Source organism: Microbacterium sp. LjRoot205, from assembly GCF_056175745.1.
Genome location: NZ_JBGFFH010000001.1, coordinates 277,987 through 301,318, shown reverse-complemented (window position 1 = coordinate 301,318; position 23,332 = coordinate 277,987). Strand labels below are relative to the sequence as shown.

General features: G+C 68.0%; 24 protein-coding genes. 8 read left to right on the top strand and 16 right to left on the bottom strand.

Annotated features, from left to right (window positions below):
• Positions 1–63 precede the first annotated feature (63 nt).
• The 7 genes from AC04ME_RS01570 to AC04ME_RS01540 form a co-directional block, all read right to left on the bottom strand.
• On the bottom strand, positions 64–780 hold the full coding sequence (locus AC04ME_RS01570) for a GntR family transcriptional regulator (protein ID WP_475433218.1): 717 nt from the start codon (positions 778–780) through the stop codon (positions 64–66).
• 5 nt (positions 781–785) lie between these two features.
• Positions 786–1,811 carry an aldo/keto reductase gene (locus tag AC04ME_RS01565; protein WP_475433216.1) on the bottom strand — a complete coding sequence of 342 codons (1,026 nt, stop codon included), beginning with the start codon at positions 1,809–1,811 and terminating at the stop codon, positions 786–788.
• Entirely contained in the window at positions 1,808–2,956 is a 1,149-nt protein-coding gene (locus AC04ME_RS01560) for a mandelate racemase/muconate lactonizing enzyme family protein (protein WP_475433214.1), read from the bottom strand. Before AC04ME_RS01560 ends, AC04ME_RS01565 begins: the two co-directional genes overlap by 4 nt.
• Entirely contained in the window at positions 2,956–3,807 is an 852-nt protein-coding gene (locus tag AC04ME_RS01555; protein WP_235558889.1) for a carbohydrate ABC transporter permease, read from the bottom strand. Before AC04ME_RS01555 ends, AC04ME_RS01560 begins: the two co-directional genes overlap by 1 nt.
• A 4-nt stretch (positions 3,808–3,811) precedes the next feature.
• Positions 3,812–4,774: a carbohydrate ABC transporter permease gene (locus AC04ME_RS01550; protein WP_079113854.1), complete on the bottom strand. Its 963-nt coding sequence runs from the start codon at positions 4,772–4,774 to the stop codon at positions 3,812–3,814.
• Positions 4,775–4,787: 13 nt separating this feature from the next.
• Entirely contained in the window at positions 4,788–6,044 is a 1,257-nt protein-coding gene (locus AC04ME_RS01545; RefSeq protein WP_231567560.1) for an ABC transporter substrate-binding protein, read from the bottom strand.
• 69 nt (positions 6,045–6,113) lie between these two features.
• Positions 6,114–7,457, bottom strand: a complete 1,344-nt coding sequence (locus AC04ME_RS01540; RefSeq protein ID WP_042540932.1) for an alpha-L-fucosidase — start codon at positions 7,455–7,457, stop codon at positions 6,114–6,116.
• Positions 7,458–7,543: 86 nt separating this feature from the next.
• Between AC04ME_RS01540 and AC04ME_RS01535 the strand changes: the two genes are divergently transcribed.
• Both AC04ME_RS01535 and AC04ME_RS01530 read left to right on the top strand, forming a co-directional pair.
• Complete coding sequence (locus tag AC04ME_RS01535) at positions 7,544–8,872, top strand: alpha-L-fucosidase (protein WP_079111918.1); 1,329 nt, start codon at positions 7,544–7,546, stop codon at positions 8,870–8,872.
• Positions 8,873–8,883: 11 nt separating this feature from the next.
• Positions 8,884–9,210 (top strand): L-rhamnose mutarotase, encoded by a 327-nt coding sequence (locus tag AC04ME_RS01530; protein ID WP_056375084.1) that lies wholly within the window; start codon positions 8,884–8,886, stop codon positions 9,208–9,210.
• A gap of 857 nt (positions 9,211–10,067) precedes the next feature.
• Here the strand turns inward: AC04ME_RS01530 and AC04ME_RS01525 are convergent.
• Entirely contained in the window at positions 10,068–10,247 is a 180-nt protein-coding gene (locus tag AC04ME_RS01525; RefSeq protein WP_475433210.1) for a hypothetical protein, read from the bottom strand.
• A 308-nt stretch (positions 10,248–10,555) separates the two neighbouring features.
• Here AC04ME_RS01525 and AC04ME_RS01520 point away from each other — a divergent pair, with 308 nt between their 5' ends.
• Entirely contained in the window at positions 10,556–10,768 is a 213-nt protein-coding gene (locus AC04ME_RS01520) for a hypothetical protein (protein WP_475433208.1), read from the top strand.
• A 68-nt stretch (positions 10,769–10,836) separates the two neighbouring features.
• On the opposite strand, the gene AC04ME_RS01515 is transcribed toward AC04ME_RS01520, so the two are convergent.
• Complete coding sequence (locus AC04ME_RS01515; RefSeq protein WP_056375080.1) at positions 10,837–11,898, bottom strand: LacI family DNA-binding transcriptional regulator; 1,062 nt, start codon at positions 11,896–11,898, stop codon at positions 10,837–10,839.
• A 59-nt stretch (positions 11,899–11,957) separates the two neighbouring features.
• On the opposite strand from AC04ME_RS01515, the gene AC04ME_RS01510 reads away from it, so the two are divergent.
• The 3 genes from AC04ME_RS01510 (at position 11,958) to AC04ME_RS01500 (ending at position 14,651) form a co-directional block, all read left to right on the top strand.
• Entirely contained in the window at positions 11,958–13,217 is a 1,260-nt protein-coding gene (locus tag AC04ME_RS01510) for an MFS transporter (protein ID WP_475433206.1), read from the top strand.
• A gap of 9 nt (positions 13,218–13,226) precedes the next feature.
• Complete coding sequence (gene nucS, locus AC04ME_RS01505; protein WP_042540943.1) at positions 13,227–13,922, top strand: endonuclease NucS; 696 nt, start codon at positions 13,227–13,229, stop codon at positions 13,920–13,922.
• Between the two features lie 63 nt (positions 13,923–13,985).
• A complete protein-coding gene (locus AC04ME_RS01500; protein WP_056375075.1) occupies positions 13,986–14,651 on the top strand; it encodes an HAD hydrolase-like protein in 666 nt (221 codons plus the stop codon).
• A 217-nt stretch (positions 14,652–14,868) separates the two neighbouring features.
• Here AC04ME_RS01500 and AC04ME_RS01495 read toward each other — a convergent pair whose 3' ends face one another.
• Positions 14,869–15,075, bottom strand: coding sequence for a cold-shock protein (locus tag AC04ME_RS01495; protein ID WP_042540947.1), 207 nt, complete (start codon positions 15,073–15,075; stop codon positions 14,869–14,871).
• 543 nt (positions 15,076–15,618) lie between these two features.
• Here AC04ME_RS01495 and AC04ME_RS01490 point away from each other — a divergent pair.
• Positions 15,619–16,437 (top strand): shikimate 5-dehydrogenase, encoded by an 819-nt coding sequence (locus AC04ME_RS01490; protein WP_311877743.1) that lies wholly within the window; start codon positions 15,619–15,621, stop codon positions 16,435–16,437.
• Between the two features lie 30 nt (positions 16,438–16,467).
• Here the strand turns inward: AC04ME_RS01490 and AC04ME_RS01485 are convergent, their stop codons facing one another.
• Complete coding sequence (locus AC04ME_RS01485; RefSeq protein WP_079111912.1) at positions 16,468–17,343, bottom strand: aldo/keto reductase; 876 nt, start codon at positions 17,341–17,343, stop codon at positions 16,468–16,470.
• Positions 17,340–18,527 carry an MFS transporter gene (locus AC04ME_RS01480; protein ID WP_079111911.1) on the bottom strand — a complete coding sequence of 396 codons (1,188 nt, stop codon included), beginning with the start codon at positions 18,525–18,527 and terminating at the stop codon, positions 17,340–17,342. The genes AC04ME_RS01485 and AC04ME_RS01480 overlap by 4 nt, the downstream gene beginning before the upstream one ends.
• Before the next feature lie 113 nt (positions 18,528–18,640).
• Here AC04ME_RS01480 and AC04ME_RS01475 point away from each other — a divergent pair, with 113 nt between their 5' ends.
• Positions 18,641–19,090 carry a MarR family winged helix-turn-helix transcriptional regulator gene (locus tag AC04ME_RS01475; RefSeq protein ID WP_042540951.1) on the top strand — a complete coding sequence of 150 codons (450 nt, stop codon included), beginning with the start codon at positions 18,641–18,643 and terminating at the stop codon, positions 19,088–19,090.
• 17 nt (positions 19,091–19,107) lie between these two features.
• Here the strand turns inward: AC04ME_RS01475 and AC04ME_RS01470 are convergent, their stop codons facing one another.
• From AC04ME_RS01470 to AC04ME_RS01455, 4 genes are read right to left on the bottom strand one after another with little or no spacing between them, the layout of a single operon-like run.
• Complete coding sequence (locus tag AC04ME_RS01470; protein WP_475433203.1) at positions 19,108–20,100, bottom strand: glycoside hydrolase family 43 protein; 993 nt, start codon at positions 20,098–20,100, stop codon at positions 19,108–19,110.
• Positions 20,097–20,951, bottom strand: a complete 855-nt coding sequence (locus AC04ME_RS01465; protein ID WP_042540955.1) for a carbohydrate ABC transporter permease — start codon at positions 20,949–20,951, stop codon at positions 20,097–20,099. The genes AC04ME_RS01470 and AC04ME_RS01465 overlap by 4 nt, the downstream gene beginning before the upstream one ends.
• On the bottom strand, positions 20,948–21,922 hold the full coding sequence (locus AC04ME_RS01460) for a carbohydrate ABC transporter permease (RefSeq protein ID WP_079111908.1): 975 nt from the start codon (positions 21,920–21,922) through the stop codon (positions 20,948–20,950). Before AC04ME_RS01460 ends, AC04ME_RS01465 begins: the two co-directional genes overlap by 4 nt.
• Positions 21,915–23,225, bottom strand: coding sequence for an ABC transporter substrate-binding protein (locus AC04ME_RS01455; RefSeq protein ID WP_042540959.1), 1,311 nt, complete (start codon positions 23,223–23,225; stop codon positions 21,915–21,917). Before AC04ME_RS01455 ends, AC04ME_RS01460 begins: the two co-directional genes overlap by 8 nt.
• Positions 23,226–23,332: the final 107 nt, after the last annotated feature.

Sequence of the window (23,332 nt, the reverse complement as noted above, 5' to 3'; positions counted from 1 at the left end):
CGCAAATGGCCGGTTTTGCCCGGGATTTCGGGCACTTTGCGCGATGTCGATCGCGAAATCAGATCATTCGTTTGCGTTCTCGGCGCGTCGAGCGATCGCGGGGCCGAGCCTGTCGTACGACTTCGCGATGTGCGTGCGCATCGCCTCTGCTGCGGCCTCGGGATCGCGTCGGCGAAGCGCCGCCAGGATGCTCTCGTGCTCGCTGAGGGTGTCGTCTTCGAAGTCGTGACGGAAGTTCAGGCGGTAGAGGTGCATGTGCGACCGCAGCCGCACGATGGCCTCCGAGAGCAGCGGGCTCTGCGCCTGCTCGGCGATCAGGTGATGGAAGTGCAGATCCTCGTCGATGAACCGGCGGTAGTTGCGGAAGCTCTCCTCCGCGTCGGGCGCCGACGCTGCACGCATCTGAACGACGGACTCCGCGAGCTCGCTCTCGATGTCGGCGTCGAGATGGTTCGATGCGCGACGCGCGGCCTCGGGCTCGAGCAGTTCGCGCATGTCGTACAGGTCACGGAGCCCCGCAGCGTCGAGCAGAGGAGCCGCGACGTAGCCCTTGAGTGCGCGCTTCGCGACGAGCCCCTCGGCCTCGAGGCGTGTGAGCGCCTCGCGCACCGGAGTGGGCGACACGTCGAGATCGCGAGCGACCGCGTCGATGTTCACGCGGGCACCGGGCTCGATCACGCGGTCCATGAGAAGGCCGAGCACGGCGTCGTACACATCGTCGACGAGGGCGCGCCGCGCCGGGAGCGGCCGCGGTCCGCGTGCTTCGTCGTCGCCGAACATGAGTCTCATCGTACGGGGTGCCTTTCTCGGCTGATCAGCCCGTGTTCTCGAAGCTCGTCCCACACCTCGGCGGCGACCGGGCGCGCGACGAGGCGGCTGTTCCTCGAGACCTGCTCGGCGCTCGCGCCGCCCATCACCACCGCCGCCACCGCGGGGTGGGCCAGCGGGTACTGTGCGGCGAGCTCGGGGAGCGAGCTGCCGTGCCGCCGGGCGATGCGCGCGATCGATCGGGCTCGTTCGATGACCGCGAGCTCGGCGGGCCCGTAGTCGAAGAGCGCGTCCTGCGCGGGCGCATCCGTCGCGAGGATGCCCGAGTTGAAGACCGCCGCGGCGAGCACCGTCACGTCGTGCTCGTGTGCGAGCGGAAGCAGGTCATCGGCGGCCGACTGGTCGAGGAGGGTCCAGCGCCCGGCGACCATCATCACGTCGGCGTCGGTCTCGCGCACGAACCGCGCGAGCATCGCGCTCTGGTTCATCCCCGCCCCGAACGAGGTGATGACCCCCTGATCGCGCAGCTCGCTGAGCGCGGGGAACGCACCCTCGAGGGCTTCGCGCTCGTGCGCGTCGGGGTCGTGCACCAGTGCGATGTCGATGCGATCGAGACCGAGCCGTTCGAGTGACTGCTCGATCGAGCGCAGCGCGCCGTCTCGCGAGTAGTCCTGCACGCGGCGATGGTCGGCGGGTACGTCGAACAGGTTGTCGATGTCGGTGCGACCGGCGGCATCCTGGGGCACGAGCAGGCGCCCGACCTTGGTCGAGACGATGTACTCGTCGCGCGGCAGCTGCCGCAGGCTGTCGCCGAGTCGTCGTTCGGCGAGACCGAGCCCGTAGTGCGGAGCCACGTCGAAATACCGGATGCCTCCTGCCCACGCCGCAGGCACGATGCCCGGCCACTCGTCATCGCCCAGCGCCTGATAGAGGTTGCCGAGCGCCGCGGCGCCGTACCCGACGGGTGGAGCGGCGAGCCCGCCGCGTCCGATCGCGACCGACTGCGCGACGGGCTGCGCGACTCCGGAGACGACACTGCTCATGCGACGACCAGGCGCCCGAGCGCGTCGTCGTTCCAGGAGATCCCGAGCCCTGCCTCGTTCGGCGCCCAGGCCCGCCCGTTCTCGATGCGCAGCTCGCCCCTCGTCACGGCACGCAGCTGCGGGATGTGCTCGAGATACAGCGCATTGGGGATCGCGCACACGAGCGAGACGTGCAGCTCCATGAGGAAGTGCGGCGCGACAGGGGCGTTGAACGACTCGGCGAGGTGCGCGATCTTCAGCCACGGCGTGATGCCGCCCACCCGCGCCACGTCGGCCTGGACGATCGACGCACCACCGCGCTGCAGATGCTCGCGGAAGTGCCCGAGCGAGTACATGCTCTCGCCGACCGCGATGGGCACCGATGTCGAGCGCGCGAGCTGCCGGTGCCCCTCGATGTCCTCGGCCGGCAGGGGCTCCTCGAACCAGAAGACGTCGACCTCTTCGAAGAGACGAGCGCGCCTGATCGCCTCCGCCACCGAGAACGACTGGTTCGCATCGACCATGATGTCCATGCCGGATCCGACCGCGTCCCGCACGGCCCGCAGTCGCTCCAGGTCCTGGTGGCCCCGCGGCATCCCCACCTTGATCTTGACCCCGCCCATGCCTCGTTCCTTCGCATCGACGGCGTGCGCCACGAGCTCATCGGTGCCGAAGTGCATCCATCCGCCCTCGGTGTCGTACACCGGGACGGAGGGCGAGGCGCCGCCGGCGGCGACCCACAGCGGCAGCCCGGATCGCCGCGTCTTCGCATCCCACACGGCGGTGTCGACCGCGGCGAGCGCGAGCGCGGTGATCGGCCCCACGGTGGTCGCGCGGGTGATGCCGAACAGGGCCAGCCATACGGCCTCCGGACGCTCTGCTTCGAGGCCGATCAGCGCCGGCAGCAGTGTCTCGCGCAGCAGGCTGAGCACGGCACCGCCGCCTGTGCCGATCGTGTAGCTGTAGCCGATGCCCTCGGTGCCGTCGGCGGTGCGCAGTCGCACGAGGATCGTCTCCTGCTTCACGAACGTCTGCAGCGCATCCGTCCGCTCCGTCTCGACCGGAAGGTCGCACAGCTGCGCCTCGACGTGCACGATGCGGCTTCCTGCCGTCGCATCCGCCCTGACCTCGAGCAGTCTCGCGGCGGTGTCTTGTGTCGTGTGCATCAGCGTCCTCCGAGTCCGCCCAGGGTGACCCCCTTGATGAGCTGCCGCTGCAGCAGCAGCACCAGGATCAGCGAGGGGATGACGGCCAGCGTCGACGCCGCCATGAGCAGAGCCCACTGCGTGCCGAACTGACCGGTGAACATGCCGAGCCCGAGGGGCACGGTGGCCATGTCCTGTGTGTTGATGATGATCAGCGGCCACAGATACGAGTTCCAGTAGCCGATGAACGAGAAGACCGCGAGCACGCTCAGCGGCGCGACCAGCTGCGGCAGCAGCACCGACCAGAGAGTGCGCAGGCGCGACGCACCGTCGATCAGCGCCGCTTCCTCGTACTCCATCGGGATGGTGAGGAAGAACTGCCGCATGAGGAAGGTGCCGAACGCCGTGAAGGCGAACGGGATGATGAGCGCCGCGAAGCTGTCGTTCCATCCCCAGCTGTTGATCATGATGAACAGGGGCACGACCAGCACCTCCTGAGGCAGCACGAGCGTGAGCACGAACAGCAGGAACAGCTTGTCGCGGTACTTGAAGCGCAGCCGCGAGAACGCGTAGGCCGAGAGCACGGCGACGATCACCGAGAGCAGGGCGCCGAGGATCGCGACGATCAGGCCGTTGAGGATGAAGCGACCGAACGGCACGACCGTCCAGGCCTCGACGAAGTTCGCCCAGCGGATCTCCGATCCGAAGATCTGAGGGGTCGCGGTGAACACCTCGTTCTCGGGCTTGAGCGCCGTGAGGAACATCCAGATGAAGGGGAACGCGAAGATCAGCGCCACCACGGCGATGGCTGCGGTGTTCAGCCATTCCTTGAGGGAGTCCCGGCGCTGACGTGCGCGGCGGGGAAGGCTCACGACGTCACTCATAGTTCACCCACCTGCGCTGGCCGACGAACTGCAGGGCGGTGATGAGCATCACGACGAGGAAGAGGATCCACGCGAGGGCGGATGCGTAGCCGAGCCGATCGAAGACGAACCCGTTGCGATACAGGTAGAGCACGAACGTGTTGGTGCTCTCGCCCGGCCCGCCCTGCGTGAGGAACAGCGGCTGCACGAACACCTGGAACGCGCCGATCATCGTCATGGTCGAGCAGAAGAACAGCGACGGCGACAGCAGCGGCAGGATGATGAACCGCAGCCGCTGCCAGGCCGAGGTGCCGTCGATGCGGGACGCCTCGAGCAGCTCCTTCGGGATCGCGCTGAGGCCGGCCGACAGGACGATCACGTTGTAGCCGAACGACTGCCACACCGACATCGCGATCACCGAGGGCAGCGCCCACGCCGAGTCGGACAGCCAGTTGGGGCCGTCGATGCCGACGGTCGCGAGCATCGAGTTGACGAGTCCGTCCTGCGAGAGGAGCAGCCGCCACACGAGCGCGTTCGCCACCATCGGGGTGATCACGGGCAGGAAGAAGATGACCCGCCACGCGCCCGCGGCCTTCATGCGGGTGTTCAGCCACAGCGAGATGGTGAGGGCGACGAACAGGTTCAGCGCCGTGTAGACGACCGCGAAGATGAGCGTGTTGCCGAGCACGGTGTAGAACGTCGGGTCGCGGAACAGCTTGACGTAGTTCTCGAACCCGATGAAGTCGGGGCTGCCGAACAGCTTCCAGTCGAACAGGCTGATGAAGGCCGATCCGAACAGCGGAGTGAGGATGAACAGGACGAACCCGATCAACCCCGGGGCGAGGAAGGCCACAGCGACCCAGCCGTCGCCGCGCCGATGTCGCAGACGTGGAGCCCGCGGGGCGGGGGCACCGATCGGCACCCCCGCCACGCCGGGCATCGCAGAGGAGGCCGTCGCCTCACTCCGGTCGCTCATGATCGCCATCCGCTCAGCCCGCGACCGAGTTCTGGATCGTCTCCATGATCTCCGCAGCCGTCAGCTCACCCCGGTAGCCCTGCACTCCGTACTGGGTCATCAGGGTCTCGACCTGGTTCCAGGTCGAGGTGGTGCGCTGCGGCGTCGCGTCTGCGAGGAGTGCCTCGACGACGTCGGCGGCACCCTCGGTCTTGCCCTCGGCCCAGGCCGGAAGCGCCTCGATGCGAGAGGGGACGATGCCACGGGCCTCGGCCTGCTTCTCCTGCACCGACACCGAGGTCAGCGCCTCGATCGCGGCGAAGGCCTCATCGGGGCGGTCGCAGTTCGCAGCGATGCCGAATCCCGAGCCTGCGGTCATCGCGGCTGCCGTCCCGCTCGTCGACGGGACGATCGTGACGCCCAGGGTGAAGTCGGCGGCGTCGGCGAAGCTGCCGTACATCCAGGGGCCTTCGATGAGCATCGGCACCTCGCCCGAGGTGAACGCCTGCTGCGACACTTCGGAGCCGTCGGCGGCTTCGGGAGCCTTCGCGACCTGCTCGACCGAGACGAGGTCGAAGAAGCTCTGGATCTGGTCGACGAAATCGGAGTTCGTGAGGTCGAGCTCGCCGTCTTCGGTGACGGCGGGCACGCCGTCGGCGAGCGACCAGGCGTTGGGGATGAAGATGCCCGGCGCGAGCGCGAGCCCCTTCTTCTCTCCGTCGGTGAGCGCCTTGGCGTCCGAGATGAACTGGTCGCGCGTGTACTCGGTGCCGGGCAGCTCGAGCCCTGCCGCCTGGAACGCCTCGACGTTGTAGAAGAGCACGATCGGCTCGGCGTCATAGGGGATCGCGCGGATCGTCCCGTCGACCGTCATGCCGCTGAGCATCGAGGCGTCGATGCTGTCGATGTCGAAACCGCTCTTCTCGATCAGATCGTCGAGAGGCATGAGCAGGTCGCCCAGCTCCTGTGCGCGCGCGGCCTGGGTCGTGAGCAGGCAGGGCGGGTTCGATCCGCTGAGGCGGGTCTTCACCTTGGTCCAGTAGTCCGAGAAGCTCGGGCCCTCGACGGAGATGTCGAGGTCGGGATCCTCGACCTGCGCGCCGTCGATGAAGTCGGCCCACTGCGCCTGGTCGCCCTCGCTGGCGGCCCAGGTGTAGAGCACGAGCGGACCGCCGGATCCGCCGGTGCCTCCGGCGGATGCCCCGGCACAACCGGCGAGGGCGACCACGGTGAGGCCCGCGGCCCCGGTCAGGACGAGACGCTTCGCGCGTCGGGATGAGAGTGCATTCATTCTGTCTGCCTCCTTCATTGGATGCTGATTCGATGCGATGGGTGAGGGGGTGTCGCTCGGGTGGTGCGGTTACTCGGAGAAGTCGATGGCGATGACGTCGATCAGCGCACCGCTGGGTGCGGGTGCCACGATTCGCAGCTCGCCCAGGTCGTCGCCCGCGATGGACGCCTCGTGCACCTCGAAGCTGGCGTCATGCTGCAGCTCGAGATCGTCGGCGAGGCGATGCACTCGGGTGATCGAACGCACCGGCAGCCCGCGCACGATGATCTCCTCGACCGGCAGCGCGGTCAGGTGCAGGTAGAGACGGCCGGCACGGGCGGTGGTCGGGCCGTGGAAGTCGATGCCCACGGTGGGCTCGACGCCGATCACGGCCTCGGCGTGCGACTGCATCCACTCGGCGAACTCCTGCAGACGCTCCTGCTCGACCGCGGGCAGCGTGCCGTCGGGGCCGGGGCCGACGTTCAGCAGCAGGTTGCCTCCGCGGGCGACGACGTCGATCAGGGTGACGAGCAGCGACCGCGCGGACTTCTCGTTGTCGGGCCCCCTGCGCCATGCCCAGTGATCGCCGATCGTCAGGCACAGCTCCCATGGACCGGTCGGCGGGGTGAGCGGGAATCCCTGCTCCGGCGTGCGGTAGTCGCCCTGACCGGGAAGACGATCGTTGATGACGACGTGCGGCTGCAGTTCCTTGATCAGTCGACGCAGGCCGGGAGAGGTCCACTCCACCGCCGAGCGCTCCCAGTCTCCGTCGAACCACAGCAGGTCGATCTGTCCGTAGTTCGTGAGCAGCTCGGTGAGCTGCGCGCGGACGTACTCGAGATAGCGCGACCACTCCTCCGGCGACGAGCGACGATGGCGATCGGTGGCATCCGGGGTGTCGGCGAACTCGGCCAGCCCCGCGGCGGGCCAGTGCTCGAGCTTGTACGGCAGGTCCTCGTCGCGGAACGCCGGGTAGTCGGGGTGGTTCCAGTCGGGAAGGCTGTAGTAGATGCCGACCTTCAGCCCCTCGGCCCGCACGGCGTCGACGAACTCGCGTGTGATGTCGCGGCCGAAGGGGCCGTGCTCGACGCCGAAGTCGGACTGCTCGGTGAAGAACATGTTGTAGCCGGCGTGGTGGCGTGCGGTGAAGACGACATAGGTCGCGCCCGCGTCGCGCACGCGGCGGGCGAGATCGGCGGCGTCCCACTCCGTCGGGTCGAACGTCGGCGCCGTCGCCTGATACTGGGCGACTGTCACCGCATCTTCGACGGCGTCCTCGCCGGGGATGATCGAGCGGCCGACGAGCGGCCAGGAGATCTCGATCCCCTGCTGCGAGGCCTGATCCCAGTGCACGAAGATGCCGAAGCCCGCGCCGCTGAACCACTCACCGCCGGGGATGCGGTCGGTGGGGCGGCGGAATCCTGCGTCAGTCATCGAAGCTCTCCCTTGAGTTCAAGATTTCCTATAGGATACGTGATAGACGAAACGGTTCACAAGGGTGTGATGAAAGGTGTTTTCCGATGGCGATGTTCGAGACCGACCCCGTTCGCCCCGAGGCCTACCGAGAGTTCGAACGGCCCCTGCCCGAGTGGTTCCGCGGTGCGGCGCTCGGGATATTCGTGCACTGGGGCCCCTACTCCGTGCCCGCGTGGGCCGAGCCGACAGGCGAACTCGGGGCAGTGCCGCGAGAGCAGTGGTACGCCCACAATCCCTACGCCGAGTGGTACGCGAACACGATCCGCATCGAAGGCTCCCCCGCACACGCGCATCAGCAGGAGGTGCACGGCGGAGCCCCCTATGACGACTTCCTCGACCAGTGGAAGGCCGAGGCGTTCGACGCCGACGAGGTGCTCGCGGTCGTCGCGGCGACGGGAGCCGGCTACTTCATCCCGACCACCAAGCACCACGACGGGGTCACCCTGTGGGACGCACCGGGCACCGACGGACGCAACACCGTCGCACGCGGGCCTCAGCAGGACCTGATCGGGGCCTTCGCCGAGGCCACCCGCGCCGCGGGACTCCGCTTCGGCGTCTACTACTCGGGCGGGCTCGACTGGCACTTCTCCGACCTTCCGCCGATCGAGCACGACGGCGACCCCGCCCCCGATGACCTCGCCTACGCCGAGTATGCGCACGACCACGTCATCGACCTGATCGACCGATACCGACCTGACATCCTGTGGGGCGACATCCGCTGGCCGAATGCCGGCATCGCACCGGGACCCAAGAGTCTCGCGCACGCATTCGAGACCTTCTACGCGCGAGTGCCAGAGGGCGTCGTGAACGACCGCTGGGGTGAGTCGCACTGGGACTTCCGCACCAGCGAGTACGTGCACGGCACGGCGGTCGAGGTGGGCGAGGCGTGGGAGAACACCCGGGGCATCGGTCTCTCCTTCGGGCACAACCGCAATGAGACGAGAGAGCACCTGCTGTCGGCAGATGAGGCGGTGCGCCTGCTCGTCGACGTCGTCTCGAGAGGCGGCAATCTGCTGCTGAACATCGGGCTCGAGGCATCCGGGCGCATCCCCGAGCTCCAGCGGCAGACCCTCGAGGGCCTCGGCGAGTGGAACAGCCGTCACGGTCACGCGGTCTTCGGCGCGCGACCGGAGGAGCGACTGCGGGCGTCCGACGAACCCTGGCTGCGCTGGACGCGCACCGACGACGCGGTGCACGCGGTCATCGATCAGAACGGGAGCGTTCGCCTGCCCGATCCCGATGGCCTCCTCGACGAGCAGACGGCCCGTATCGGTGACACCGGGGTTTCCGCGGAGCGCGTCGACGGTGCCATCCTGGTCGATGTGGCGGATGCCGCGACCCCCGTCGCGATCTCGTTCCGCCCCCTGGCTTGAAAGGCACACCCATGCGCATCGCCCTGCACTCCGAGATCCGCGACGGCGCGATCGACGATTACCGCACGAACCACGCGCGCATCCCCGATGCCCTCGCTGAGACCTTCTCGCGGATCGGCATCCACGACTGGACCATCTGGCGATCCGGCCACCGCCTCTTCCACCTGGTCGAGTGCGACGACTGGGACGCTGCGGTCGCCGCGCTCGAGGATGACCCGGCCGATCACGCCTGGCAGGCCGACATCGGGCGTTTCGTCGAGCTCTTCCGCGATGCGGATGGCGCCGAGGGAACCGCTCCTCTCGAAGAGGTCTGGGATCTGAGGTCGCAGATCGGCTGATCAGCTGATCCACGAAGACCGGAGTCTTCGCGGCGGTCGTGGCAGAGTAGCCCCGTGACGCGGGCGTGGGTGCGGGAGCCGGCTGGTTGGCTGGGCGCTGCCGCTGTGTCGCTCGTCACCGCCGGTGAGGTCGCGTCGTCGGCCCGAGCAGATCTGCTCTTCCGCGACGGCGACTCGATGGTCGTCGCGATGCTCGCCCGCTCGCTGCTCTCCGGCGAACCGCTCGACTGGGCGATGTCGAGCGTGCTGTTCCTGCCCGAGTCCGCAGCGTTCACCGCCCTCGACGCAGCGGTGCCCGTCGATGCGAGCGGTCTCTTCGCGATCAGCGCGGTCGTCAACCTGCTCGCCCTCTACGGCGCCATCCGTCTGACAGCCGGCCGCGCCCGTGCCGGCATGGCCCCCGTTGCCTGGTCCGTGCTCGCACTCTCGGTGTTCGGGGTGCTCGCGATGACCGACGTCTCGGCGTCGCGCGAGGCGCTCGACCTCGCGTCGCTGCAGCTGACGACCACCTATTACTCCGCGACCGTCGTCGCCGCCGTCCTGACGATCGGCATCGTGCGGCGCATGATCGACAGCCGCGCGCTCATGGCGTGGCCGTCGATCGGACTCGGCGTCGTCGCCTTCGTGTCGACCCTCTCGAACCCGCTCTACGCGGCGTGGGCGACGATTCCGCTCGTGATGTTGCTGGCGATCGCGTCGGTCTCCCCAGGGCTGCGCTCGCGTGCGCCGGTCATCATCGCGGTGCTGCTCGCCGGCACCACGCTCGGATTCCTGTCACGTACTCCGCTCGCGGCATGGATCACGAAGACCGGCGTCGATTACATACAGCCCGGGCAGTGGCACGAATCGATCGACTACTACGGCCGGCTCGTCGGCGAACGGATGCAGAGCCCCCTCGGCGTGATCGGGCTGCTGATCGCTGCCGCACTCATCGTCGCAGCCGTCGTGCGCACCGTGCGGGCGGGCGACCCCGGCTCACGGCTGGTCGCGGCGATGGCGTGGGTCGCGCCGGTCATGGTCGTGGTCGGTGCCGTCATGCTGGGAACCCACGCGGCACGCTATCTGCAGCCGTTCGCCTTCGCACCGGTGCTCGCACTCGTCGCCGCTCCGCACGCCCTGAAGGTCGGCGACCGTGTGCGGCGACCCGCGGCGGTGATGGTCGGTGTCCTGCTGCTCGTCGCCGGAGGGCTCAGCATCCCTCGACTCGCGGATGCCGCAACCCGGCCCGATGCCGATCTCACCTGCGTCACCGACTGGGTCGACGCCTCCGGTCGCACCGGTGCCGGGCAGTTCTGGACAGTGCGCCTGCCCAAGCTGCACCTGGCCGATCGATCCCTCACAGCTCGTGCAGGTCGATCATCAGCTCGACGCGTATGCCTGGCTGGTCGACCGCACGGACTTCGCAGTCGGCGAGGTGTCGTTCCTCGTCGAGGATTCGCAGACGGTGCCGTGGGACCCGCCGCAAGCGGTTCTCCCCGAGAGCGTCGTCGACTGCGGTCGGTACTCGATCCTCGATCTGGGCACCGAGACGCTGCCGCTGGGTCCGCAGCGCTCCTGACCCCCGAGGTCCCTCGCTCGTGGAGTGGCGCGAACCCGTCTCGCCCCACCCACACGTCCGCCGCCTGCTCAGCGGGCGGGCGCCGCCGTAGTGGTGCCCTCGCGGAACCGGCAGGTGAGGTGCAGGGTGAGGCCCGGCTCACCCTGCAGCATCCGCGCGACCTGCTCACCCGCGGCACGCCCCTTCTCGACCGCCGGCTGCACGCTGGTCGTGAGCACGAGGTCGCCGAGCCCGTCGGCGGCGATGCCGTCGAAGCCGGCGACCGACAGGTCTTCGGGCACCCGCAGCCCCAGCTCCTCCGCCGCACGGATGACGCCCACCGCGATGAGATCGCTCTGGGCGAGGATCGCCGTCGGCCTGGTCTCGGCATCCGCCAGCAGCGTCCGCCCCGCAAGGAGGCCCTCGTCGATGAAGCTGCCTCCCGCCGAGATCGCCGGTGCATCCGGGAAGATCTCGCGCATGCCGGCGAGGCGATCGATCGTCACATCCACCGTCGCCGCATCGATGCGCTCCTGCGTGACGGGGCCCCGCTCGCGGCCCGTGTCGAGCGGCAGTGTGACCAGCGCCACGTCGCGGTGGCCGAGATCGCGCAGGTGCCGGGCGACGTCCGCGGCAGCGGCGGCGTTGTCGAGGGTGATCCTCGGGATGCCCTCTCCGGCGTCGCCCTCGATCACGACCACGGGAAGTCCACGGCTGCGGACGATGTCGAGCGATGCCTTGGCGCGCCCCGAGCATCCGATGAGCACGACCGCGTCGACCGGCGCGCTCGAGAGCGATGATCCGTCATCGCCCGGCTCGTCGCGCATCAGCAGGATGCCGGCGCTCAGGTCGGCCATCCCGTCGGTGAGGCCGTCCATCATGGCGGTCGTCACCGGGTCGAGGAAGGCGGCGCGCAGATGCCCCTCGAGCACCACGGCCACGATGCCGCTGCGTCCCCGGCGCAGCGAGGCGGCGCGCGGATCGGGCCCGGCGTAGCCGAGTTCGGCCGCTGCGGCGAGCACCCGCTCGCGCGTCGCCGGTGCGACGTTGGTCTTGCCGCTGAAGACGACGGAGGCGGTCGACGTCGCGACTCCCGCCGCGCGGGCGACATCGGCGATCGTCGCTCGGCGCGGGGTCTCATGACTCGTCATACTCCGAGGATAGCTCCCCCGGTTCCCGTCCATCGAATCGATTCGATATGCTGTGCACCATGGACACGGCTCTTTCTCGATCGCAGTACGTGCGCTGGCGCACGGCGATCTTCGCGATCTTCCTCGCCAGCGGTCTGTCGATCGCCACCTGGGCATCGCGTGTCCCCGACATCAAGCTCGCGCTCGAGGTCGACAAGGCACAGGTCGGCATGCTGCTGCTCGGCGCGGGGATCGCGTCGATCATCGGAATCTCGACCAGCCCCGCGATCATGGCGCGCACCGGCGCGCGCCTGGGCATGATGGTGTCGATCTTCACGTTCGCCTCCGGCGTCGCCCTGATCGGCATCGGTGCCAACGTGCTGGGCTCGTACCCGGTGGTGCTGATCGGTCTCGTGCTGTTCGGCCTGGGCAACGGCTGCGTCGACGTCATGATGAACGTCGAGGCCACCGCGATCGAACAGCACTCGGGCAAGACGATCCTTCCGCTCTTCCACGCCTTCTTCAGCTTCGGCACCGTGATCGGCGCCGGCCTCGGCGCCCTGGCCGCCCAGCTGCAGATCAACGTCTTCACGCACACGCTCGTCGTCGCGGTGGCGATCGCCACCATCGGCGTCATCAGCATCGCCAGCGTCCCACGCCGCGCCGAAGCGCTCGACCCGACGACCGACGACGGCGAGAAGGTGCACTGGCGCGAGCGCATGCATGTCGCCCTGTCAGCCTGGCGCGAGCCGCGTACCTACGCGATCGGCGTGGTGATGCTCGGCATGTCGTTCGCCGAGGGCGGCGCCAACGACTGGCTGGCTCTCGGTGTCGCGGAGGACCACGGCGGCGGAACCGCACTGGGCGCCGCGGCCCTCGCGACGTTCTCGGTCGCGATGACCGTCGTCCGCGTGTTCGGCGGCCCGCTCGTCGACCGGTTCGGACGCGTCGCGGTGCTGCGCATCCTCTCGGTCGCCGCGGCATCCGGCATCCTGCTGTTCATCCTGGCGCCCAGCCTCCCGCTGGTCTTCGTGGGTGCGGCCCTGTGGGGCGTCGGCGCATCGCTCGGATTCCCGCTCGGAATGTCGGCCGCAGCAGACGACCCGGCCAAGGCCGCCGCGCGCGTGAGCGCCGCGGCGACGATCGGCTACATCTCCTTCCTCGGCGGCCCTCCGGTGCTCGGCTTCATCAGCGAGCACATCGGCCTGCTCAACACGCTCTACATCCTGGTCGGACTGGTCGTGCTGTCCGGCCTCTTCTCGGGTGCCGCCCGTCCCCTGCGCACAGACGAGATGTCGAGTCAGCCCGCCGCCGCAGAAGGAGTGCGCCCGACGAAGTAGGCTCGACGGGTGCGTCTCGTCATCGCCCGCTGCTCCGTGGATTACACGGGCCGGCTCAATGCCCACCTTCCGCTTGCCACGCGTCTGCTCGTGCACAAGGGAGACGGGAGTCTGCTCGTGCACTCCGACGGCGGCAGCTACAAGCCGCTGAACTGGATGAGCCCGCCCTGCTCGCTCGCCTCCGAGGAGCCGGGCGAGGAGGAGTCGATCGCCGGCGTCACCGAGGTCTGGCGTGTCACTCACAAGAAGACCGGCGACGCGCTTCGCGTGCAGATCTACGAGATCCTGCACGACACGAACCACGACCTTGGCGTCGACCCCGGGCTGCAGAAGGACGGCGTCGAAGCCGACCTGCAGCGCCTCCTGGCCGAGCAGGTCGACCGCATCTCGGACGGTGCGACGCTGGTGCGCCGCGAATACCCGACGGCCATCGGCCCCGTCGATCTCCTCGTGCGGGATGCCGACGGCGCGGCCATCGCAGTCGAGATCAAGCGCCGCGGCGACATCGACGGCGTCGAGCAGCTCACCCGCTACCTCGAGCTGCTGGGCCGCGATCCGCACCTCGCCCCCGTGCAGGGCGTCTTCGCCGCGCAGGAGATCAAGCCGCAGGCGCGTGTGCTGGCCGAGGACCGCGGCATCCGCTGCCTCGTGCTTGACTACGACGACATGAAGGGCATCGAGTCCGGCATCCCCCGCCTCTTCTGAGGCGAGCTGCACAGATGTTCACGGCGTTCGGTCGCTTCGCGCACTGCCCATAGGCTGGAAGGCATGGCTTCTTCCCCTTACTCGTGCGTGCTCTGGGACGTCGACGGCACCATCGCCGACGCGTCGGTCGGCATCCTCCGCCGCCTGAACGTCGCCCTCACGCACTTCGGTCACCCTGCTCCCACGCGCGAGCAGCTGGTGCACTGGATCGGGCCGCCGATGTTCCAGTCGTTCCAGGCGCAGGCGGGCATGACCCCCGAGCAGTCCGCCGAGGCCGTGAGCTTCTACCGCACGCTCGGCAAGGCCGACGGCTACACGACCGATGTCAGAACGTACCCCGGCGTGCCCGAGATCATCCGCGACCTGCACGACGCCGGCATCCCGCAGGCGACCGCGAGCTCGAAGCCCGAGATCCAGGTCGACGCGATCATCGACTTCTTCGAACTCCGCCCGTACTTCGTCACGACCGTGGGCGCGACACCCGACGAATCGACCCTCGCGTCGAAGACCGACATCGTCGCCGAGGCGCTGCGCCGACTGGCCGACCGAGGCGCCGACGTCTCGCGTCCGGTGCTGATCGGCGACCGTCACCACGATGTCGAGGGCGGCAACGCGAACGGCGTCCCGGTGATCTTCGTCGAGTGGGGCTTCAGCGACACGCATGAAGGCGACGAGGCGGCCTTCCGCGCCGCATCGCCCGACGAGTTGCGCGCGCTTCTGCTGAACTGACCGGCGGGCGCGCCGCCTCCGGAGGAGAACTCTCCCTGGGGAGGAGCCTCAGCCCGCAGATCTCCTCCTGAGAGGCAGATCTCCTCCCGGGAGGGTGTCCGGGCACGTCCGTCGAGCGAGCGTGAGCCCGCGAGATCGCCCACAAAGCACAGAACTCCCCGCCGGAGGGTCGCAACGAGTGCGGGCCTCCGGTCGGGGAGTTCTATGACGTCCGCTCTCAGAGCGGACGGATGTTCTCAGCCTGCAGGCCCTTGGGGCCCTGCGCCACGTCGAACTCGACTCGCTGGTTCTCTTCAAGAGAGCGGTAGCCGGATGACTCGATGGCGGAGTAGTGCGCGAAAACGTCAGCGCCGCCGTCGTCGGGGGAGATGAAGCCGAAGCCCTTCTCCGAGTTGAACCACTTAACCGTGCCCTGGGTGCTCATGTACTGCCTGTTCTGCTGGAAAGAAGCCGACGCAGGATGCCCCGACGTGCTCCACGCTAGTGGAGCACGCGCTGAGCGGAAGTCCCGAGGTCAGCCCGTAACCCAAATGTTGCATGAGCGGTCATCCGCGGTCACACGAGGGGGCACACGAACGCGCCCAGAAAATGGTGTGGCCCTCACCGCGGGGGGAGCGATGAGGGCCGAAGACGACCGGAGGGTGCGTCAGATTCCAGCCTAACCCCTCCGGCACGCGTTTGTCCCCCATTTGGGGGACAAATCCGAAAACTTGTGAGAAGAAGACAAACGATAGCGGCCCTCTCGAGCAATCCGTTGGGGACAGAACTACTCGAGAGGGCCCAATCGCATGCACGAATCGCCTTTGCCTCTGGGGAAGGCAGCTCGTCTCTGGGGAAGACGAAGACGATCAATCCCCTGTGCATGCAGCTTCACCCTAGGGGAGGGAATCGGATCCCGCCAAGGGGGGTTGACGATCGCGGTCATCAGTGGGTCGGATGCAGCAGAGTCCCCGAGTAGCCTGGTGCGGTGACCATGCTGAACAAGGACATGACCCTGTGCATCTCGCTGTCTGCACGCCCGAGCAACAACGGCACGCGATTCCACAACTTCCTCTACGAAGAGCTCGGCCTCAACTGGATCTACAAAGCGTTCGCGCCGACCGACCTGGGCCAGGCGATCGCCGGCGTGCGGGGTCTCGGCATCCGCGGCTGCGCGATCTCGATGCCCTACAAAGAGGACGTCATCGCGCTCGTCGACCGTATGGATCCCTCTGCGACCGCCATCGACTCGGTGAACACGATCGTGAACGACGACGGGGTGCTCACGGCCTACAACACCGACTACAGCGCGATCGCCCAGCTGATCGAGCGCAACTCGCTCGACTCCTCGGCATCCGTGCTGCTGCGCGGCTCGGGCGGAATGGCGAAGGCCACGGCCGCCGCCTTCCGTGACGCAGGCTTCGCTCGTGTGACCATCGCCGCCCGCAACGAAGCGCGCGGTCGGGGGCTCGCCGACCTCTACGGGTTCGCCTGGAAGGCCGATGCGGATGCCGCGACCGCCGACATCATCGTGAACATCACGCCGATCGGCATGGCGGGTGGGGCGGACGAGCATGCGCTGTCGTTCACCGAGGAGCAGATCGCTGCGGCATCCGTCGTGTTCGACGTCGTCGCCCTGCCTGCCGAGACGCCGTTGATCGCGGCGGGGCGCGAGGCCGGGAAGACCGTCATCACCGGCGCCGAGGTGGCGACGCTGCAGGCGCTCGAGCAGTTCGTGCTCTACACGGGCATCCGCCCGACCGCCGAGCAGGTCGCGGCGGCCGAGGAGTTCATGCGGGCGCAGTGACCACCGCGCCCGCATGACCCGGCGGTGGCGTCAGCCGTTGAACTCGGCGGGGTGCGGGCCGGTGCGTCCGTCGCGCTCGAGGAGATCGACGGCCGCGAGCTCGTCGGCGCTGAGCTCGAAACCGAACACGTCGAGGTTCTCCGCGATGCGGGCGGGGGTCACCGACTTGGGGATCACGACTCGCCCCTGCTGCAGATGCCACCGCAGCACGATCTGCGCAGGGGTCTTGCCGTGGCGGTCGGCGATCTCGATGACCGAGCCGTCGCCGAGAACGGCGCCCTGTGCGAGCGGGCTCCACGCCTCGGTGATGATCCCCCGCTGAGCATTCGCCGCCGCAACCGCACGGTTCTGCAGCGCCGGGTGCAGCTCGACCTGGTTGACCGCGGGAACGACGCCGCCCTCGGACACGAGCCGTTCGAGGTGCTCCGGCTCGAAGTTCGAGACCCCGATCGCCCGCACCCGTCCGTCAGCGTAGAGACGCTCGAGCGCGCGCCAGGTGTCGGGATACGTCGCCAGAGCCGGCGTCGGCCAATGGATCAGGTACAGGTCGAGGCTTTCGAGCCCCAGTCGCTCGAGCGATGCGTCGTAGGCGCGCAGCGTGGCATCGAATCCGTGATCGGAGATCCACACCTTCGACGTGATGAACAGCTCGTCGCGCGCGATGCCCGAGTCGGCGATCGCGCGCCCGACGCCCGCCTCATTGCCGTAGACCGCTGCGGTGTCGATGCTGCGGTATCCGGCGTCGAGGGCCGCGGCCACGGCATCCGTCGTCTCGGCATCCGGCACCTGGAAGACGCCGTAGCCGAGCTGAGGCATCTCGATCCCGTTGTTCAGGGTGACTGTGGGGATTGCGGGGGTGTTCACTGCTGATTCCTTCTCGTTCTGTCTGCGGGTGTGTGCGGTCATGCGGCGACGGTCTGGAGGGTGCCGGTCGCTGCGGGCGACGGCCGCCGGGCCGCGACGACGGCGATCACCATGACGATCAGAGCGGATGCCGTGATCGCGGCGCCGATCCAGATGGGCGAGGTGTAGCCGAGCCCCGCCGAGATGCCGAGGCCCCCCGCCCAGGCGCCGAGGGCGTTGCCGACGTTGAACGCGCCGATGTTGGCGCCGGAGGCGAGAGTCGGTGCTCCGCCGGCGTAGTGCATGATGCGGCTCTGCAACGCGGGCACCGTGCCGAATCCGAACGCGCCCATCAGCACGAGGATCGCCGTCGTCACGGGCTGCGACCAGGCGAAGAACCCGAACAGCACGAGCACGACCACCAGGGCCGAGATGAAGATGAGGAGGGTGCGGTCGATCGAGCGGTCGGCCAGGCGCCCGCCGATCCCGTTGCCCGCCACGAGCCCGACGCCGAACAGCACGAGCAGCCACGGCACGGCGGTGTCGGCGAATCCGGTGACGTCGGTGAGCGTGTAGGCGATGTACGTGAAGGCGCCGAACATCCCGCCGAACGCGAGGGCTGTGACGATGAGCGAGAGCCACACCTGACCCGATCGGAAGGCACGGAGTTCGCTGCGCAGACTCACCTGCGCACCGGCCGACCTCGGGGCGGTGACGAGCAGCGCGATGCCGGCGAAGGCGACGACGCCGATGACCGAGATCACCCAGAACGTCGAGCGCCAGCCGAACTGCTGTCCGAGGAACGTGCCGAAGGGAACGCCGAACACGTTGGCCGCCGTGAGGCCGGTGAACATGATCGCGATCGCCCTGGCCTTCTTCTCGGGCGCGACGAGCTCGGCCGCGACGACCGATCCGATGCCGAAGAACGCGCCGTGGCACAGGGCGGCGATGATGCGGCCGATCATGGCCACCGAGTAGTCAGGGGCGAGGGCCGTGATCGCGTTGCCCACGATGAACAGCACGACGAGGCCGAGCAGCACGGGTTTGCGCGGCAGGCGCGTGGTGGCGGCGGTGAGGCCGAGGGCGCCGACGACGACGCTCAGCGCGTAACCCGAGATCAGCCAGCCGGCCGTGGCCTCGGTGACGCCGAAGTCGGTCGCGACCTCGGGGAGCAGGCCCATGATCACGAACTCCGTGAGTCCGATCCCGAAGGCGCCGATGGCGAGTGCGATGAGTCCGAGTGGCATGGGTGTGCTCCGTGGTCCTCTGCTAAAGTAGTTGCAGACGCGGGATATTGCGTCCGACGGATAATCATTGCATACGCAACTATCCAGCGCAAGCAACTACTTCGGAGGTCACTGTGGGCATCTCAGACGACGCTGTCGAGATCCGCGCGCGCGGCTGGCGCACGCTCGCCGCACTGCACGGCATCATCGAGGCCGATCTCGAGAAGGCGCTCGGCGCCTCGGTCGGCCTCTCGGTCGTCGAGTACACGGTGCTCGACGCCCTCAGCAGGCAGGACGGCTGGCACATGCGGATGCAGCAGCTCGCCCGCGCGACGGCGCTGAGCCCGAGCGCGACGACCAGACTCGTGACCCGTCTCGAAGACCGCGGGCTGCTCACCCGCATCCTCTGCGCCGATGACCGCCGCGGCATCTACACCGAGCTCACCGCCGCCGGTCAGGCGCTCTACGAACAGGCGCATCCGATCCACGATGAGACGCTCGAACGCGCTCTCGGAGACGCGGTCGCGCAGCCGGAGCTCGCGCCCGTCGTGCATGCTCTGCAGGCAGTGACCGTCGACGCCTGAGCGCCCGCTCGCCGTCGTCAGTCGGTGGTCGAGAGCCGAACGGAGGGCATGTCACCCTCCCAGTCGAGCGGCAGGGCGGCGATACCCCGGTAGATGAAGAGGTCGTTCCATCCGTGGAAGACGAGCACATCGCCGTCGGGTGTGGAGACGACGTCCTGACCCCCCGGACCGATGTAGCGGTCGTCGGCGGACGAGGTGGAGAGGACGGGGTCCGGCAGCTTCTCGTAGGGTCCGAGCAGCGACGGGGACGTCGCCGCGCCGATCGCGTAGTCCTCGGAGCCGTAGTCGTTCGCCGAGTAGAGCAGGACGTAGGTGCCGTCACGCTCGACCAGCACCGGCGCCTCCACCAGATGCCCTTCCCAGGCCTCGGTCTGCATGACCAATCGGGTCGCCGGTCCCGCCAGCTGGGTGCCGTCGGCGGAGACGGGCGCGATCTGGATCCACGTGTCGAGCTCGCAGCAGTTGCCGTCGTTCTTCCACAGGAGGAACCGCGACCCGTCGTCGTCGACGAAGGCGGCGGGGTCGATCGCGCCGCCCTCTTCGAGCGGGCAGATCATCGGCTCCGCGCCGACAGCGACATAGGGACCCGTGAGCGAGTCGGCGGTGGCGGATCCGATGCACTGCCTCCCGGAGTCGGCGTGCTCGGCCGAGAAGTACATCACGAAGCTCCCGTCGGCTCGTTCCGAGACGTCCGGCGCCCAGGTCCGCCCCGCGCTGGCCCATGCCGGAAGGACCGGCAGCGCGTCATCGGTCGAGACGTCCCATGTGACCAGGTCGGTCGAGGTGGCGAACTGCACGTTCGCGCCCTGATTCTCGGTGGCGAAGGCGACGTACCCGTCGTCGCCGTGGACGACGTCGGGATCGGCGAAGTCCTGATCGATGAGGAACGGCGCCCGCTCCACGGTCGCCTCGGGTTCGGCCTCGCCGGAGCATCCCACGACACCGACGCCCAGAGCGAGGATGATGCTCGCGGCGACCGTGGACGCGAGCTTCTTCGCGACCTGGGTCACCCCTTGACCGCCGATCCGGCGACGGATTCGACGATCTGCCGCTGCGCGATCGCGAAGAGGATCAGGACGGGGACGGATGCGATCACCGCTCCTGCCATGACGATCGCGAAGTGCGTCGAGTAGGCGCCCTGCAATTGGCTGAGTCCCGGCTGCAACGTGAGGTTCTCGGGGCTCAGCAGCACGTACACCGGCCAGAGGAAGTCGTTCCAGTTGCCGAGGAACGACAGCACCGCCAGAGTCGCCAACGCGGGTCGAGCGAGCGGAAGCACCACCTGCACGAAGATCCGGATGTCGCCGGCACCGTCGATGCGGGCGGCCTCCTCGATCTCGGGCGGCAGCCCGACGAAGAACTGTCGCAGGAAGAAGATTCCGAAGGCACCGGCGGCACCGGGCACCGTGATGGCCCAGATCGTGTCGAGCCAGCCGAGGTTCTGCACGATCAGGTAGTTCGGGATGAGGAAGACCACCGGAGGAACGAGAAGCGTCGCGATGATGACGCCGAAGATGATCCTCTTGCCCGCGAACTCGAGCCGAGCCAGTGCATACGCCCCCATCGACGCCGTCACGAGGATCAGGACGGTCTGCAGGGTCGCGGCGGCGAAGCTGTTCCAGAGCCAGAGGAAGATCGGCTGCTCTCCCGAGCCGAGCAGGCTCTGGTAGGCCTCGATCGAGAACGGGTCCGGCAGCGAGAACGGCGATCTGATCGCATCGGCATCGGTCTTGAACGACGTGATCAGCATCCACAGAAGCGGGAGGACGATCACGAGAGCCAGTGCGACGAGCGCGGCATAGAGGGCGACGCGCCCCCACGTGCGGCGAGCGGACGGGCGACGGGTCAGTGCTGTGGTCATGATGCCTTCTCGACTCGTTCGCGCTGCAGCCGGAAATTGATCACGCTGACGATCGCGAGCGCGAGGAACAGGATGTAGCTCATGGCGGCAGCCGGTGCCATGTTGTTCTGCGAGAGACCCTGGTCGGCGATGTACATGATCACCGTCCGCGTCTCGGTGCCCGGGCCGCCCTTCGTGAGGAGGTAGGACTGGCCGAACATGTTCGCCGACGCGAGGATCGTGGTCGTGGTGATGAAGGTCATCACCGGACGGAGTCCTGGAAGGGTGACGCTCGAGAACTTCCGCATCGCTCCGGCGCCGTCGAGCGCGGCCGCTTCATAGAGGTCGCCGTTGATGCCCTTGAGGCCGGCCAGGAAGATGATCGTGTTGAGTCCCATGGTCCACCAGACGGTGACGCCGACGATGGAGACCCAGACCCAGGGGACGTCGACCGTCCACGGGATGTCCGAGGGGAGCCCGACCACGCCGAGCAGGTGGTTGAGGATGCCCGACTGCGTGTCGAAGATGTAGCCCCAGATCACGCCGATGACCGCGACGCCGAGCACATACGGCGCGAAGAAGATCGTGCGGAACGTCGTGGCCGCGCGGATGCGCTGGTTCAGCAGGATCGCCACGAGAAGCGGGATGACGACGAGGAACGGCACGCTGATCACGATGAAGATCCCGGTGACGCTCATCGACTTCCAGAAGTCGCTGGAGAGCACGTTGCCCGGGGTGAACAGATCGATGTAGTTCTGGAATCCGACGAACTCCTGCACGTCGCGGAACGGGCTCCAGTTGGTGAGGCTCATCCAGATGCCGAAGATCCCTGGGCCGGCGACGAAAGTCAGGAAGAGCACGAGGAACGGAGCGAGGAACAGATACGCGGTGAGCGTCTTGCGCCGAGAGGATGCGGAGCCCGCAGGTCTGCGCGGGTGTCGCCCCCCAGCGCTGCTGCGCTGGGGGGCGACGAGGGTGGCTGTCTCAGTCACCGTACTTGGCCCGGTTCTGCTCGAGGATCTGATCGGCCTTGGCCGCAGCGTCGTCGAGCGCGGTCTTCGGATCCTTCTTGCCGGTGAGGGCCTCGTTCAGCGCGAGGGTGATCTGCGCGTTGACCTCGGAGATCCCCGGCGAGACCGTCTCGTAGTGGGCGTACTCCAGCTGCTCCATGAAGGGGGCGAGGTTGGGGTAGGTCGAGAGCAGCTCGGGGTCTTCGCGCACCGAGTTCGCGGCAGGCAGCTCGCCGGTCTCGGCCCATCCGAGGGAGTTGTCGTTCATCCACTTCACGAAGACCGATGCGGCCGCCGTCTCGTTCGCGTCCTGGCCCTTGTTGGCCGGGAACACCCAGTGGGTCGAGCTCGACCACACGGCCTTCTCGTCGCCGATCTGCGGCACTGGTGCCGGCGCCCAGTCGAGGTCGTCGAAGGCGGTGTTCGTCGTCTGCCAGACGCCGTTCCAGTTGAATGCGGTGTCGCCGGCGATGAGCGCCTTGATGTTGCCGTCCTGTGCGACGTTCGCGGGGCTGTACCCCTTGTCGACCATGTCGGTCATCCAGGTGAGGGCCTTCACGCCCGCCTCTGAATTGAACGTGGCCTCGGTGACGTCGTCGTTGTAGAGGTCTCCGCCGAACTGCCAGATCAGGCTCTGGAACTCGAACGTGCCGGTGAAGACGTAGCCGTCGACCCACTCGCCCTGGACTCCCGCACCCTTCAGCGCGTCGAGTGCGGCCAGATACGACGCCTCGTCGGTGGGGATCTCGCTGATGCCGGCCTTCGCGAGCACCGACTTGTTGGTGAACAGGCCCAGCGGCGTCACGCTCCACGGCACCGCGTACTGGGTGTCCTGGTAGTTGCCCTTGTCGAAGACGGTGGGCGGGAAGTCCTCCGCCGCATATCCGAGCCCGTCGATGATCTCGCCGGAGTCGAGCAGCAGGTTCTGCGCCGCATACGTGGCCAGGTCGTCTCCGTGCAGCACGGCGACGTCCGGCCCCTTGCCCGCCTTGATGGCGAGCGGCATCTTCGCCGTGATGTCCGCCCACTCCTGCGGGACGGCCTTCACCGTGATGTTGTCGTGCTCCGCGTTGAACTCCTTGATGAGCTCGGGGACGATCTTGGGGGCTGCTCCACCCGTCCAGCCGTGCCAGAAGGTGATCTCGACATCGGGGCCGGTGTACTCCCCGTCGCCGGAGACGCCGCCCCCACCGGTGCCGGCCGACGCCGCGCACCCTGATGCCGTGATGCCGATGGCGAGTGCGATGCCTGCACCTATCGCTCGGCGAGCCCATGGACTGTTCATGTGATTGCTCTCCTTTGAGTGACTCCGGCGCACCGGAGCGGGATGACCGGATACCCAGCCGTGTTCGCAATTTACAGCGCTGGAATTTTGTTGTCAAGGTAGTATCG